The 14,223-nt window shown below is 38.7% G+C and carries 16 protein-coding genes; 12 read left to right on the top strand and 4 right to left on the bottom strand.

Features of this window, described 5'->3' with window-relative positions; genetic code table 11:
• The first annotated feature begins 7 nt into the window (after positions 1-7).
• The 5 genes from ACFSX4_RS12615 (at position 8) to ACFSX4_RS12595 (ending at position 3,593) form a co-directional block, all read left to right on the top strand.
• Positions 8-163, top strand: a complete 156-nt coding sequence (locus ACFSX4_RS12615) for a hypothetical protein (RefSeq protein ID WP_377775445.1) — start codon at positions 8-10, stop codon at positions 161-163.
• Between the two features lie 78 nt (positions 164-241).
• Positions 242-1,033 (top strand): RecX family transcriptional regulator, encoded by a 792-nt coding sequence (locus ACFSX4_RS12610; RefSeq protein ID WP_377775443.1) that lies wholly within the window; start codon positions 242-244, stop codon positions 1,031-1,033.
• Complete coding sequence (locus ACFSX4_RS12605; protein ID WP_377775441.1) at positions 1,002-1,328, top strand: YfhH family protein; 327 nt, start codon at positions 1,002-1,004, stop codon at positions 1,326-1,328. The genes ACFSX4_RS12610 and ACFSX4_RS12605 overlap by 32 nt, the downstream gene beginning before the upstream one ends.
• Positions 1,329-1,331: 3 nt before the next feature.
• Entirely contained in the window at positions 1,332-2,831 is a 1,500-nt protein-coding gene (locus ACFSX4_RS12600; protein WP_377775439.1) for a hypothetical protein, read from the top strand.
• Between the two features lie 9 nt (positions 2,832-2,840).
• Entirely contained in the window at positions 2,841-3,593 is a 753-nt protein-coding gene (locus ACFSX4_RS12595) for a hypothetical protein (protein WP_377775437.1), read from the top strand.
• A 12-nt stretch (positions 3,594-3,605) separates the two neighbouring features.
• On the opposite strand, the gene ACFSX4_RS12590 is transcribed toward ACFSX4_RS12595, so the two are convergent.
• Positions 3,606-4,583, bottom strand: a complete 978-nt coding sequence (locus tag ACFSX4_RS12590) for a metal-dependent hydrolase (protein WP_377775435.1) — start codon at positions 4,581-4,583, stop codon at positions 3,606-3,608.
• Between the two features lie 43 nt (positions 4,584-4,626).
• Between ACFSX4_RS12590 and mutY the strand changes: the two genes are divergently transcribed.
• The 4 genes from mutY (at position 4,627) to ACFSX4_RS12570 (ending at position 8,675) form a co-directional block, all read left to right on the top strand.
• The gene (gene mutY, locus ACFSX4_RS12585) at positions 4,627-5,646 is read left to right on the top strand and encodes an A/G-specific adenine glycosylase (RefSeq protein ID WP_377775433.1); all 1,020 of its coding nucleotides are present in this window, start codon (positions 4,627-4,629) and stop codon (positions 5,644-5,646) included.
• A gap of 71 nt (positions 5,647-5,717) precedes the next feature.
• Positions 5,718-6,263: a nucleoside tri-diphosphate phosphatase gene (gene ntdP, locus ACFSX4_RS12580; RefSeq protein WP_377775431.1), complete on the top strand. Its 546-nt coding sequence runs from the start codon at positions 5,718-5,720 to the stop codon at positions 6,261-6,263.
• A gap of 52 nt (positions 6,264-6,315) precedes the next feature.
• Positions 6,316-8,052 (top strand): ABC transporter ATP-binding protein, encoded by a 1,737-nt coding sequence (locus ACFSX4_RS12575; RefSeq protein ID WP_377775429.1) that lies wholly within the window; start codon positions 6,316-6,318, stop codon positions 8,050-8,052.
• Between the two features lie 8 nt (positions 8,053-8,060).
• Entirely contained in the window at positions 8,061-8,675 is a 615-nt protein-coding gene (locus tag ACFSX4_RS12570) for a DNA-3-methyladenine glycosylase (protein ID WP_377775427.1), read from the top strand.
• Between the two features lie 33 nt (positions 8,676-8,708).
• On the opposite strand, the gene ACFSX4_RS12565 is transcribed toward ACFSX4_RS12570, so the two are convergent.
• The gene (locus ACFSX4_RS12565) at positions 8,709-9,821 is read right to left on the bottom strand and encodes an FUSC family protein (protein ID WP_377775425.1); all 1,113 of its coding nucleotides are present in this window, start codon (positions 9,819-9,821) and stop codon (positions 8,709-8,711) included.
• An 11-nt stretch (positions 9,822-9,832) separates the two neighbouring features.
• The gene (locus tag ACFSX4_RS12560) at positions 9,833-11,125 is read right to left on the bottom strand and encodes a glutamate-1-semialdehyde 2,1-aminomutase (protein ID WP_377775423.1); all 1,293 of its coding nucleotides are present in this window, start codon (positions 11,123-11,125) and stop codon (positions 9,833-9,835) included.
• Positions 11,126-11,270: 145 nt separating this feature from the next.
• Here ACFSX4_RS12560 and bcp point away from each other — a divergent pair, with 145 nt between their 5' ends.
• The 3 genes from bcp to ACFSX4_RS12545 all read left to right on the top strand — a co-directional run bounded on the left by bcp (position 11,271) and on the right by ACFSX4_RS12545 (position 13,175).
• On the top strand, positions 11,271-11,720 hold the full coding sequence (bcp, locus tag ACFSX4_RS12555; RefSeq protein ID WP_377775421.1) for a thioredoxin-dependent thiol peroxidase: 450 nt from the start codon (positions 11,271-11,273) through the stop codon (positions 11,718-11,720).
• On the top strand, positions 11,721-12,665 hold the full coding sequence (locus tag ACFSX4_RS12550; RefSeq protein WP_377775419.1) for an NAD(P)-dependent oxidoreductase: 945 nt from the start codon (positions 11,721-11,723) through the stop codon (positions 12,663-12,665). It abuts the gene before it with no gap.
• Positions 12,666-12,755: 90 nt separating this feature from the next.
• A complete protein-coding gene (locus ACFSX4_RS12545; protein WP_377775417.1) occupies positions 12,756-13,175 on the top strand; it encodes a Fur family transcriptional regulator in 420 nt (139 codons plus the stop codon).
• 73 nt (positions 13,176-13,248) lie between these two features.
• Here the strand turns inward: ACFSX4_RS12545 and ACFSX4_RS12540 are convergent, their stop codons facing one another.
• Positions 13,249-13,635 (bottom strand): DUF2614 family zinc ribbon-containing protein, encoded by a 387-nt coding sequence (locus tag ACFSX4_RS12540; protein ID WP_377775415.1) that lies wholly within the window; start codon positions 13,633-13,635, stop codon positions 13,249-13,251.
• Between the last annotated feature and the right edge of the window lie 588 nt (positions 13,636-14,223).

The raw sequence follows: 14,223 nt of genomic DNA, 5'->3' as shown, positions 1-14,223 counted from the left end.
AAGCGTTATGAGTTTTGGAATGATGGGTTTAATCTTCCTGGCATTTATGTTTGTCATTCTTACTTTCGCCGGTGTACTTGGCTATTTTCTGCAAAAAGCGTTGCCAAGCAAATCTTCAGTTGAAGTGGATACACCTGAGGAAGCATTGAACAGAAGAATATAATTTTAAATTTTATAGAGATAATGGAGAGGATAGTATTATCCTCTCTTTTTAAATGGATTTACTTTCCGGGGTGATGATATGAAGATTCAAAAAGTTGAAGCAGCAAAAAAACAGATGTTTATCGTTCATTTGAGTGACGGACAAAAATTCCGGGCGCATGAAGAGTCCGTCGTAAGATACCGTCTGATATCCGGCCGTGAACTGGATGAAGATGAATTAGATGAAATAATGGAAGGTATCAGTTACGATGAAGCATATATTAAAGCGTTGAAGTATATCAGTTATAAACTCCGTTCAAAATACGAAGTAGAGCAGTATTTATTAGATGGAGATTTTATGGAACAGGTTGCTGCACATACCGTTGACCGTCTGATGCAGGAGGGTTATATTGATGACAAGAGGTATGCAGAGGCGTTAAAAAATACGATGCTTAACACCACACTGAAAGGGCCGGGTCTCCTCCAGAGGGAGTTGAAGAAACACCGGTTGAATCAGTTTTTAATTGATGAGGCAGTGCGTGATTTTGATGATTCAATTGATGCGGACCGGATGAACAAAATAAAAGATAAAGAACTGAAGAAGTACAAAGGTGCTTACAGGCAGTTCCAGATGAAACTTAAAGAAAAAATGATGGTGAAGGGGTATATGAACCACCATTTTGAATTGATTGACTTCAATGATGATTTTGATGATACTTCTTTTTTTGAGAAAGATTTTGAGAAATATTATAATAAATACCGGACTCGTGAAAGCGGCTGGAAATTAAAAAGTAAATTGATTCAAAGTTTACTCAGAAAAGGTTATAATTATCAATTGATTGAGGAAAAGATAGGCGGAATTGAAGATGAAATCTTTGAACATGATGACTAGAAGAGAAATTGAGTATTATATCGGTGATAAAAGAGAAAAGATGCGGAAAGCCGAGATGATGGGAATTGAAAATGAGTACCGTGTACTTGAAAGACAGGTGCTGATAGCAGAAAGTTACTTGATTGATTTGTCACAGATTGAAGCAGGCAAAATATATAAAGTCATCGGTAATGAGGAGCAGTATTTTAAGGTGGAACACTTGAAAGGTATTTTCGCGTGGGGGTTTTTTATTGGAGGTACGGACAGTGAAACCGGAATTCCTGTGAGTATGCTTCAATTAGGCCGGAAAGGATAAGCAATGCAGGATATCATTTTATTAAGAGGACAAAATTTATCTTATGCAAAAGAAAGAGAATCCATCAAAGACCGGATGCTTGACCGGGATGATGAGCTTCTCTTAAAAGATGTTTCCTTTACTCTTTATAAGGGCGAAGTGCTGGGGATTTTGTCTACATATGAAACACTTTATTATATTAAAGAGATTGTCAGCGGTACAATTCGTGCTAAGACGGGCAGGGTAAAAGCGGAACGTCCGGTTTTATCACTCGATGTAATGGATCATGTGCAGAATCCACATCATTTGAATTTGTTTTTAAATGAGCTTCTGGACGAATACTTGTCCCCGCAGCAGATTAATGAAACACTTCAGCTGTTAAAAGAGTACAGCTATATCCGAAAAAACTGGAATACACCGGTCAAGAGTCTCTCAAGAAGAGAGCTCGCTTTAATTCTGCTTGAAGTGTCATTGAAGATAGAGGATTTTGAAATTATTGTTCTCTGCAACATCTACCACCATCTGACTGAAGCAGATTATCCGCGTTTCAAAGAAGTGGTCCGGAGTCATGAAGCGGCGGAAAAAGGTATATTGCTTCTTGATAGTGACGTTCAAGCCATTAAGGAAAGTGCGAATTATTTTCTGTGGCTGAGTTACGGTCAGGTGAGGTATGACGGCAGTGTTCAAAAGGGTGTCAGCCGGTATCAGGAATATTTAAGGGTGAAAAGTCAGATTAAAAATGTTGATGAAGAGGCATTGTTTGATTTGGACTGGAAGCAGAATATATCGGAATATGCCAGGTATAAGTATGATTTGAAGCGGCTGAATATGACACAGACTTCAGTGATTGACGGATTGAATGTACGGCGTATCATTGTGTCACTAGTACTGTTTTTTATTATGGCGATGGCATCACTTGTTGTATTTATGGAAGTTGATTTTACAGGTACAGGCGCAGATACAGGCGGGGATGTCAGTATAGTAGATACATCAGAAGATACCGACCGTCTGGCGTATGGACTTGTTCAGGGAGACAGTATGTCAATCGGAGGTACGGAAATACCCAACATGACACTGCTTGATGTGGTCGGTACAAATGATGACGGGACATACACTGTTGAATTTAATGATGAAACGTTTGATGTGCCGGAGGACGATATGATTTACTTTAATCCGGCAAGTTTATATCCTGAAACGACGCTGGAAGAATTAATACCGTATACGAATCCGAGCTTTGGAGACAGTTATTTGTATTACACAATGTTTTTAAACCGCAGTGAAGAAGAGATTATTAATAACTTCACGATTTCTTCTTCAAATGAATACCAGGTATCACTGTCAGGTCTGCCTATCAGTTACCACCTTAGAAATGGTTATGTTCTGTCGATTACAACGACTGCAGTCGATCTTGAGGAACTGTATAATGATTTTAATCTGACATCAGATGTCCAGATATTCAGGCTGCCCGACGGATATATGATACTGGATCGTCCAAATAAGCTGTGGACGTATATTAACAGGTAGGGGGATGTTATGAACTTTAATATGAAGTACTTAATCAAGCATTTTTATTATCAGATGAGTCATTTTAAGATGCATAACTTAACTCCGCTGCTGTTATATTTGATCAGTCTGTTGTTTTTAAGTATTGGGTTGTTTACACTGAATGACTCTGACTCCATGCGTTATTTATATATTGTAATAGGTTTAAATACAGTGGTCTGGTTATTCAGCATGGTGGTATTGAACCGCAATACGGCATTTTATAAGGATTCTATTGTAAAAGTGAATTACATGCCGATATTTTACCGGATGATGCCTGCAGTGCTGTTCCAGACATTTGTATTTGTATTGATGCTTTCTATCACTGTCAGTACAGCATCACTGGTTATTGGCTTTTGGCAGATGAATATATTTTCGCTGTTGTACTATGTAGTAGTGGGCGTTCTTTTAATTATTCCCTTTACTCTGTTGTATTTAATATTCGGAAATCCGAATGACAGAGTAAATATGGCAGTGTTTGCAGTACTGATCATATCAGTACCGATTATTTATCTCCCTGAAAACCTGCCGAATTTGTTTAATGATATACTCAGTCTGAATCCGTTCTATTACATTGTGAACGGTCTGCAGTTAAATACAGCCGGGATTTCCTGGAATGTAAACAGGCTGCCGCATGATGTACTGTTTTTTACACAAATAGCGGTCATTTACTTATGGATATTTAAATTCTATGAGAAGATGAAGTTTAATATTTATAATTTCAATAAAAAACGACAGGATTAAGTATCCTGTCGTTTAATTATTCATCAGCTTCTGCTGGAGTTTATTTTCGGTAAATACCCAGCCGGTATAGCTGTGGATAATTTCATTTGTATATTTGTCTACATTTAAAATGCAGACAAATGGGTAGTGGCCCTCTTTTAAATACCTTAAATCAATGTAGCGTACTTCAATCATGTGCTCACTGATATTTTTTGTTTCATAACGGTAGATGGAAGAGAAGAAAGTAAAAGCTTTGAAATTCAGGTCTTCCCTGATACTGTTATACAGTGCATCGGGCATTTTTTCTTCGATATTAAAACGGTCATAAAATATGATGTTTCCTCTGAAACTGCGTCCGACATAGTATGAATTTTGTGCCACAACGACCACGCGCCATTCGAAAAAGTGAATGGTCGGCAGGCAGAAGACTCTTTTGATATATTCTTCAGGCAGCTGCTGCTCAACTTTCTTCTCCAAATATCTCTGCATTATAAATCTTGCGGTATAATAGACAAAGAGTGTGACATATAGAATGATAAATAAAGTCACCGGATTGAAGCCGAAGAACCATAGTATGAAGAATAAGGCATGCATAACGATAATCGGGACGTCTATGGTATTGATGACCCCGAGTTGAATCCATGTGTGATTCAGCGGCCGGAGTGCCTGGGTGCCGTATGAATTAAAAATATCTACAAACACATGCAGGAATACAGCGAGCTGGACCCACAGATACGTATTCATAAACGGCAGATCAAATATCAAACCGCCGAGCAGCGTAATTAAAAGCGGCCATATTAAAAATGTGAAGGGCAGAGAATGCGTAATTCCGCGGTGATGGGTAATATATACTGCATTGTTTTTCATTTTCATCACAGTATCGATATCGGGAATCAACGATGCGCCGACAGCAACAGTGACAAAGCCGACCGACAGTGCGTCAAATGTCGGATCAATCGTTGCAAGGCCGACAAGTGTCCCGCCCATTAATGTATGTGTTAAAGTGTCCATAGCTCTGCCCTCCTGAAAGTAATTTTATATAAGGAACGATGATATGTTTAAAAAGAACGATTTTAATAATAACTTACTTGAATGGTATCAATCAAATAAAAGATCTCTTCCCTGGAGAGAGACAACTGATCCATACAAAATCTGGCTGAGCGAAGTCATGCTTCAACAGACTCAAGTCATTACTGTTATACCCTATTATAAAAAATTTATAACGAAGTATCCACTTTTAACAGATTTAGCCGATGCTGATGAAGAAGCACTTTTAAAAGACTGGGAAGGACTTGGATACTATAATAGAATTAGAAATTTCCAAGCGGCTGTTAAAGAGGTAAGTTCCAAGTACGATGCGAAAGTTCCGGATCAGCCGGACAAATTTTTTGAACTGAAGGGTGTCGGACCGTATATCGGCGGTGCTGTTCAAAGTATCGCATTTAATCATGCACTGGCGGCAGTCGACGGCAATGTTCTTCGTGTGATGTCAAGATTGAATCAGGACGCCCGGGATGTGACTAAAGCAAGTGTACAGAAATCGATAAAAGAAGAAATTGAGACGCTGATTCCTCTGGAAGCAGGTGACTTTAATCAGGCTTTGATGGAGCTTGGAGCAACAACGTGTACACCGCGTGCACCGAAATGTGTAATCTGTCCTGTCCAGGAACACTGTGAAGCATACAGCAGTCATTCAGTGTTTGATTTCCCGGTGAAGAAAAAGGCGAAAAGAAAAAAAGAAGAATCGTATAATATCTTTTTTATACTGAATGATAAGAATGAAGTGCTGCTGAGTAAACAGGAGGATAATCTGTTGAAAGGAATGTATGAATTTCCGAAATATGATGTGGATACTTCAATTGAAAATATTGAAGAGGACTTGAATCTTTCACTGGATCAGCCGAACATTCATGCAGGCAGTGAGAAGCATGTGTTTACACATAAGGTCTGGTATATGGAAGCATATATTTTATATACTTTCTCACCGCACGAAAATTTTGTTCCGCTGAAACAAGTGAGAGAACTCCCAATGAGTAAGGCGATGCAGAAGCTGTTTAATCTGATTGAAGTATAAGTTGCCTGAACTGTAAAATGGATATTCCTGTGCTATAATATGAGAGGATTATAAAAAAGGTGGGGTGGAATATGGGGATTGAATCCATACCAAAAGAAGGTAGCAAGGTGAAAATCCAAAGTTACAAACATGATGGAAGTATCCATCGTGTCTGGAGCGAGACAACCATCCTGAAAGGTACAAATCATGTCATTATCGGTGGAAACAATCGTACACTAGTGACTGAAAGCGACGGACGGACATGGGTGACAAGAGAACCTGCGATTGTTTATTTTCATGCGGATTACTGGTTCAATGTCATCTGTATGTTCAGAGAAGACGGTGTGTATTACTATTGTAATCTGTCATCACCGTTTGTTTCAGATGAAGAGGGTTTGAAGTACATCGATTATGATTTGGATATTAAGGTCTATCCGGATGGGAAATATCACTTGTTGGATGAAGATGAGTATAAGTTACATAAAAATCGAATGAATTATCCTGAGGATATTGATTTGATTTTGAAGCAGAATGTAGATATATTACAGCAGTGGATCGAGCATAAGAAAGGTCCGTTTGCACCGGATTTTATTAAAGTCTGGCATCATCGTTTCAACAGTGATTTTAAGTCATATTAACCAATCAACAAATATTGTTGATTGGTTTTAAAATTGTTAGGAGGATATATTTTTGATAAGAAGGTATTTAAAATTCGTTAAGCCGTATAAATGGCTGATTATGTTAACGATTTTTATCGGTATTTTGAAATTCGGTATTCCTTTACTTATACCGTTGCTGATAAGACATACAATCGATGATATTATCATGCCTGAAGGGCTCGCAGCGGATGAAAGGATTACAATGCTGGTGCAGATTATGCTGGTATTTGCTTTTATATTTCTCATCATCCGGCCGCCGGTTGAGTATTTCAGACAGTATCTGGCCCAGGGCACAAGCAACAAAATTTTATATGATATCAGAAAAAAACTTTACGGACATTTACAGATGTTGAGTGCGAAATTCTACTCCAATAATAAGGTTGGAGAAATTATTTCGAGAGTAATTAATGATGTTGAACAGACAAAAGACTTTATTATGACCGGTCTGATGAATATATGGCTTGATTTAGTGACAATATTTATTGCTTTAACGATTATGTTTACTTTAAATCCGCGGCTCACAATGTATTCCATCATTATTTTTCCGTTCTATATATTCAGTGTCTGGTTTTTCTTCGGCAGACTGCGTATGTTTACGAGACGCCGTTCGCAGGCACTTGCAGAAGTTCAAGGATTCCTGCATGAGAGAATACAGGGCATTAATGTCGTAAAAAGTTTTGCTGTAGAGAAAAATGAGGAAACCCGTTTTAATAAATCCAATAAAAACTTTCTGGAAAAAGCGACAACACATGCCAGATGGACGGCAAGAAGCTTTTCAGTAGTCAATACGATTACTGATGTCGGGCCGTTAATCGTTATTGGTTTTGGTGCGTATCAGGTGATACAAGGAAATTTAACTGTTGGAACGCTGGCTGCTTTCATTGCCTATCTTGATCTCTTGTATGGTCCTTTGAGACGTCTGGTTTCCTCTTCAACACAACTGACACAGAGTATCGCATCAATGGACCGTGTATTTTATTTATTTGATGAAAAATATGATGTGACAGACAGTGAAGGTGCAGAACCGCTCGGCAAAGCAAAAGGAAATATCCGGTTTAATCAAGTTGGTTTCAGCTATAAGGAAAATTCAGAAACTGTACTCCAAAATATCAATCTGGATATTAACAGCGGTGAAACTGTTGCGTTTGTCGGTATGAGCGGCGGAGGTAAATCAACGTTGGTCAATTTAATCCCGAGGTTCTATGACGTTACCAGTGGTGAAATCACACTTGACGGTTCCAATCTTAAAGACTATACAGTTGAATCACTGAGAAATAACATTGGAATAGTGATGCAGGATAATATACTGTTCTCCGACTCGATACTGGAAAATATTATGCTGGCGAAACCGGGAGCATCGTTTGATGAGGTTGTGACCGCAGCAAAACGTGCGAATGCGCATGATTTTATTACCGATCTAGAAGAAGGATATGAAACTCAGGTAGGGGAGCGCGGTGTTAAATTGTCAGGCGGGCAGAAACAGCGTATCGCAATTGCACGTGTATTTCTGAAAAATCCTCCAATACTGATATTGGATGAGGCAACGAGTGCGCTGGACCTTGAAAGTGAACACATTATTCAGGATACTTTGCTTGAACTGTCAGAAGAAAGAACAACATTGATTGTTGCACACCGTTTGTCTACAGTGACGCATGCAGATAAAATATATGTGATGAATAATGGAGAAGTCGTTGAATCAGGAACTCACCAAGAGTTAATGAAAGCACACGGCAGGTACCATAATTTATACAGCATTCAGGATTTGTAGGTGGAAATATGAATTCAGTCGATTTTTCATTTTTGAAAACGGACACTGCTGCTGCTGCAAAACAGCTGCTTGGTATGGAAATAATCACCCATATTGATGGTGTGACGACAGGCGGCTATATTACAGAGGTTGAAGCGTATCTGGGATTGAATGATAAAGCATCACACACATACGGTGGTAAAAAGACAAAAAAGAATGAAATGATGTACCGCACATACGGTCATATATATGTGTATTCGATGCACGGGCACCACTGTATGAATATTTTAACCGGTGAATCGGAAGAAACACCGGAAGGAATATTAATCCGGGGTATTGAACCGAGCATTGGCATCGATATCATGAAGAAGCGGCGGGGGCGTGATACCCATTTAACTGACGGCCCGGGAAAGCTGACTCAGTCTATCGGCATCAACCGTATTGATCATAACGGTATGACATTGAATAATAATGTTTTCAGCATTAGAGCAGGTAAAACGCCGAAAAATATTTTGCCTACGAAAAGAATTGGTATTGATTCAAAGGAAGAGGCAGTGGATTATCTGTATCGTTTCATAGTTGAAGGCAATCCGAACGTCAGCCGGTTTAAAGGCAGACCTGCTGAAGATTACGGGTGGAAATAAAAAAGCATTGTCAGATATTCTGACAATGCTTTTTTATATATCCAGGGTTTCATCCTGAATGTTAATTTTATTTTGTTCTGCGTGATATTTGAAGAAACTGCTTGCCAGACGGTTCAGTCGATCAAGTGAAGATGAGTATTCATAAATCGAAGCCAGCAGCTGAACAATATTTGTATACTGCAGCTTTTCATCTTCTGTCTCAGCCTTGTTGTATAATTCATTAAACTCATCGAGCAGTGAAGTGTCATATTCTCCTGAATCATACAATTCAATATCTACATCAGGTCTAATTTTCTGAGTGACTTTCATGAAAATCTGCTCATGGAAGGTCATCAGCTGTTCAAGTTCAAACCGAATTCTTTGTTTGTAGTCTTCATCCAGATGTACAAAATCATTTTCAAAACGGTTCATTTTTCTTAAAAGTTCAAATGACCGCCTGGTTGAAGAAGTAAGATGTTTGAATAATATTTTTCTGCGTGCTTCCCTAAAGTATCCACGTCTAAAATAGTTTTTCTCTTCTTTATACCATAAATACATTGTTTCAAGAGTGATGACACGGCTTCTAAGAGATTCGATGTCGTTTTTAACAATCTGGTATTCGCTGATGGAGCTGAGCTCCAGACGAATCCATTTGAATATATCACTCGTGATATTAAAACAGTTATGGTAAAGCTTTGTTTCATATTTAGGCGGAATAAAGACCAGGTTCACAATTAGTGAGGAAAGCACCCCGATCATTACTAATGAAAAACGAATACCGGCAGATTCCAGAAAGTCAATCGTTGTTGCGTTGACCTCTGTAAGCTGGGGTGCATCCATAATTGCAATCACAGTGACAACGGCAAGGGTGGACACACTTTGAAGTTTAAAAAATAAAAGTGTTGAAAGCACGAGTACAACGGTCAATCCGATAATCAGTACATTATTACCGAAGAGAATCGCCATGATAATTGCAGCAATTGCGCCGAGAGTATTCCCGCGGCACTGATTCCAAGTGGTCATCAATGAACGGTGAACATTCGGCTGCAGTGCAAATACAGATGCGATGCCGGCGATAATACTTGGTCCGAGACCGATGAGATGGGTCAAAAGCAATGTTAATACTACAGTAATACCGGTTTTAAACACTCTAGCACCGAGACGCATTGAACCATCTCCTAAAAGTCATTTTTAAACACATCTTCAACTATATTCAAGGTTTCTTCAATATCTTCCGCCGTATGCTCAGTAGTTAAGAACCAGGCTTCATATTTTGACGGTGCAATCATAACACCGCGGTTGATTAAACCATTGAAGAATTTGCTGAATGCTTCGCCGTCGGTCGCCTCCGCAAGTTTGTAGTTATCCACTTTTTCATCTGTGAAATAAATGGTCAGTGCGCCGACAAGACGATTAATGTTTGCTTTAATATTATACTGTTTGATTAATTTGAGCAAACCGTCTTCGAGCATTTTACCGAGTCGTTCCAGTTCCTGATAAACACCGGGTTTCTCAAGAATTTCAAGACAAGCAATTCCGGCAGCCATGGATAAAGGGTTGCCGGCCATTGTCCCGGCCTGATAAGTCGGACCGAGCGGTGCAACACCTTCCATAATATCGAGGCGTCCGCCATAAGCACCGATTGGTGTACCGCCGCCGATGATTTTACCCATAGCAGTCAAATCCGGAGTGACACCAAGCATATTTTGGGCACCACCGTATGAAAATCTAAAGGCAGTGATCACTTCATCATAAATAACAAGGGAATTATTTTCATGTGCAACTTCATTTACTGCCTCAAGGAATCCTTCATGTGGTTCAACAATACCGAAGTTTCCGACAATCGGTTCAACAAGTACAGCAGCAATTTCGTCACCAAAGTGTGAGATGGCTTCTTTTAAACTGTCGATGTCATTGAAGGGAACAGTAATGACATCTTCTGCAACACCTTTAGGCACTCCGGCAGAGTCAGGTGTGCCGAGCTGGGAAGGGCCGCTCCCTGCAGCCACAAGGACGAGGTCGGAATGTCCGTGATAGCAGCCTTCAAACTTGATGATTTTGTTACGCTTTGTATATCCGCGCGCGACACGGATGGTGGTCATTACAGCTTCTGTGCCGGAATTCACGAAACGGACCCGTTCTAATGAAGGAACGGCAGCCTTAATTTTTTCTGCAAATTGAATTTCCAGTGCTGTTGGTGCGCCGTATAAAATTCCGCGGCTGCTCTGTTCTACAATGGCCTCATGTATACGCGGGTGGCTGTGTCCTGTAATCACGGGACCGTATGCTGCGAGGTAGTCAATGTAGCGGTTATCATCAACATCATATAAATAAGCGCCTTCTCCCCGGTTAATGACAACAGGCGCACCGCCGCCGACCGCTTTATAAGAGCGGGAAGGTGAATTAACCCCGCCTAAAATTACATCATCTGCTTTTGATTGAAGTTCTTTTGACTTATCATGATTGTACATCTTTTTCATCCTTTAATTCTTAAATTTAGTCACTACACATAATAACATAATTCACCATTATATTTAAGAAAAGCACGATGTACTTGAGCGTAGGACGGGAGTTATGTATCATTTAAATTATCAGAAATAATCAGGAGGATGTAAGATGGAAAAATTTCCGGAATTTGCACTTGAAAATCAGAATGGTACAGTCATCACCAATAAAGATTTAGACGGAGTGACGATTATATATTTTTATCCGAAAGATAATACACCGGGCTGTACGACACAGGCATGCGATTTAAGAGATAATATGGATGATTTAAATTCATTAAATGTGACTGTATATGGTGTAAGCGGGGATTCAAAAAGAAAACATCAGAACTTTATTGAAAAGCAGAACCTGAATTTTGATTTACTCGTTGATGAAGACTTTAAACTGTCAGGTGAACTCGATGTTTACAAGTTGAAGAAGGTTTTCGGAAAAGAATCAATGGGGATTGTCAGAACTACTTTTATAGTAGACAAAGACAGCAATATACTGAAGCGGTTTGATAATGTAAAAGCAAAAGAACATATCAATGATGTGAAAGAATTCCTGAACGAGGTGGGCTGAATGGGAAGGATACTTTCAAGTGTCAGATTAAAAGAAGATATGCTTAATACACTGAAGGCAGATTTTCCCCGCTGGGATTTTAAATATGTCAGCAGAAAAGATATGACCGATGCAGACAGGGAAGAAGCGGAAGTTTATGTAACTTACGGCGGAGATATTACTTCCCAGGATGTTCTGGCGTTTAAAAAATTAAAATGGTTAATGGTCATGAGTGCAGGGGTCGATGATGTACCTTTGAATGAATTGAAGCATGTTCCTGTAACAAATGCGACAGGTATTCACCGTATTCAAATGACGGAGTATACGCTAGGGTTGCTATTGAATCATTATAAAAACTTTACTCAATTAAATAAGGACCAGGAAAATAAGTTTTGGCGTAAAAATGCTAAAACCGAAGAAATCTACGGTAAAGAAGTGCATATCCTTGGTACTGGTAGTATCGGAACCCGTCTTGCGGAAGTATTTAATGTACTCGGTCTTAAAACAGCTGGATATAATACAAACGGCCGGGAAGTGGCGCCGTTTCAGGAAACTTATCCGCTCAGTAATCTGAAAGAGACGATTCATCAGGCGGATATTTTGATTAACATACTTCCCGGAACAAAGGAAACAGAGTACCTTCTGACAGCCGGACATTTTAAAAAGATGAAAGATACAAGTGTGTTTATTAATATCGGCAGGGGAAATATCATGTCTGATGAAGAAATTATCGAAGTACTGCGCAATCAGTATATCAGCCACATGATTCTGGATGTCTTTAACACAGAGCCTCTTCCAGAGGATCATCCTTTTTATCAACTCGGTAATATAACGATTACACCGCACGCTTCATCTAAAACAGATCAGTACCTTGAGCGGGCATTCAGCATTTTTACAGAGAATCTTAAGGCGCTTGATGAGGGTGCTGAAATGATTAATCAAGTATCCCATGACAAAGGTTATTAAGAATGATTAAAAACTAATTTGACATTTAATTTAATTATTCAGTACAATATAGTTAATACAGTAGTCTATTAATAGAAAGAAGGTATCGGTATGAAGATGATTGATGCCAGCAAAATTTTTGATGAATCATTGGAGGCTTTGAAACAAACCGGTGTAAGAATTACACCGCAGCGTAAAGCAGTACTCCAGTATATGATTCATACAGAAGAACATCCGACTGCTGATGATATTTTTAGGGCTTTGGTTGATGACTACCCTAATATGAGCGTAGCAACTGTTTATAATAATTTGAAATTATTTAAAGATACGGGACTAGTCAAGGAACTCACATATGGAGATTCTGCAAGTAGATTCGATTTTATAACAGATACACATTACCATATCATCTGCAGTAATTGCGGTAAGATAACAGATTTCCATTACCCCGGTTTGGATGAAGTAGAGCAGCTTGCTGGAGCTGTCACCGATTATAATGTAAGTCATCATNGTCCGGATTGTGCTGATAAATAAAAAAATCCGCCGGCTTGTTTGATATACAAGCCGGCGGATTTTTTAATGAGGAAGACCTTTGATAGACTCTGGATTAATTTTTTTCTTCTGATTCTTTCTCTTCTTTAAATTTTTCGAGACGGTGATCAACATTGTAATCAATATTGAAAGCTTCACCTTCCAGGTCTTTATCAATTGTTAGAGGCTCCTTACATATTTGACAGTAATCAACCTTACCCAGAATCTTAGTATAGTTTTCACAGTTGGGACATTGGACAGTAATTGTTCTGGTGCTTACAAGACCCACCCAGAAATAAATAACAAAGCTCAATATCATCGGGATGAAGCCGATGAAGATAAATAATCCGAAGAGCCAGGGCGTTTCCCTGAAGAACACACCGAGATACATAATAATCATACCTGCAAATATTAAGGCGAGTGCGTATCCTCTGATGCGCTTGATTTTATTCGTTTTTTTCATTATTAAGCCACCTTAAGAAAATATATATTCATAATAACATATATATAGTAGTTTATTATTTAAGACTTAGTGACAACTTTAAGTCCCGTCAGGAAATTAAAAAATAGTATATTTCTTATTGACGTTATGAATAGAACTTGCTATTATATAAAAGTCGCAAAAAACAGGCGGCATTCAGGAAATTAAAACAACTTATAAAGTGTAAAAGTGGTACTTGATAGTCTCGACTAATTGCTTTAAAGTTGTAAGGGTCGTTTTGAACAACTCAGAACTGCTGCTTGAAAATAAGTTGAAGAGTGTAAAAATAACTCTTGCAAAACAACTTGCTGTAGAGTAACATATTAAGAGTCGCAAAAACGACTGAACAAAACGAATTACGAGGGTGTAAAATTAACTCTTGCAATCGAAAATGAGATGCTTTAATATTTTAGGAGTCGCGAAAAACGGCTCACGAGAAATTCAAGAAAATCTACAAAGTGTAAAACTAACACTTGAAAAGATTTCGAGATTCTTGTAAGATAGAAAAGCAACACAAAACGAAGCACATTGAAAACTGAATGACAATATGTCAACGTTAATTCCAATAAA

The sequence above is a fragment of the Corticicoccus populi genome (assembly GCF_042686195.1).
Taxonomy (GTDB): domain Bacteria; phylum Bacillota; class Bacilli; order Staphylococcales; family Salinicoccaceae; genus Corticicoccus; species Corticicoccus populi.
The sequence above is the reverse complement of the archived record's forward strand: the minus strand, read 5'-3'. Positions and strand labels throughout refer to the sequence as shown.

What these genes read in the sequence shown, in the direction of transcription:
- bcp (WP_377775421.1), top strand. Translation starts at nt 11,271, where the DNA reads ATGGAAAAATTTCCGGAATTTGCACTTGAAAATCAGAATGGTACAGTC.
- ACFSX4_RS12540 (WP_377775415.1), bottom strand. Translation starts at nt 13,635, where the DNA reads ATGAAAAAAACGAATAAAATCAAGCGCATCAGAGGATACGCACTCGCC.
- mutY (WP_377775433.1), top strand. Translation starts at nt 4,627, where the DNA reads ATGTTTAAAAAGAACGATTTTAATAATAACTTACTTGAATGGTATCAA.
- ACFSX4_RS12590 (WP_377775435.1), bottom strand. Translation starts at nt 4,583, where the DNA reads ATGGACACTTTAACACATACATTAATGGGCGGGACACTTGTCGGCCTT.
- ACFSX4_RS12570 (WP_377775427.1), top strand. Translation starts at nt 8,061, where the DNA reads ATGAATTCAGTCGATTTTTCATTTTTGAAAACGGACACTGCTGCTGCT.
- ACFSX4_RS12600 (WP_377775439.1), top strand. Translation starts at nt 1,332, where the DNA reads ATGCAGGATATCATTTTATTAAGAGGACAAAATTTATCTTATGCAAAA.
- ACFSX4_RS12615 (WP_377775445.1), top strand. Translation starts at nt 8, where the DNA reads ATGAGTTTTGGAATGATGGGTTTAATCTTCCTGGCATTTATGTTTGTC.
- ACFSX4_RS12610 (WP_377775443.1), top strand. Translation starts at nt 242, where the DNA reads ATGAAGATTCAAAAAGTTGAAGCAGCAAAAAAACAGATGTTTATCGTT.
- ACFSX4_RS12595 (WP_377775437.1), top strand. Translation starts at nt 2,841, where the DNA reads ATGAACTTTAATATGAAGTACTTAATCAAGCATTTTTATTATCAGATG.
- ntdP (WP_377775431.1), top strand. Translation starts at nt 5,718, where the DNA reads ATGGGGATTGAATCCATACCAAAAGAAGGTAGCAAGGTGAAAATCCAA.
- ACFSX4_RS12550 (WP_377775419.1), top strand. Translation starts at nt 11,721, where the DNA reads ATGGGAAGGATACTTTCAAGTGTCAGATTAAAAGAAGATATGCTTAAT.
- ACFSX4_RS12565 (WP_377775425.1), bottom strand. Translation starts at nt 9,821, where the DNA reads ATGCGTCTCGGTGCTAGAGTGTTTAAAACCGGTATTACTGTAGTATTA.
- ACFSX4_RS12560 (WP_377775423.1), bottom strand. Translation starts at nt 11,125, where the DNA reads ATGTACAATCATGATAAGTCAAAAGAACTTCAATCAAAAGCAGATGAT.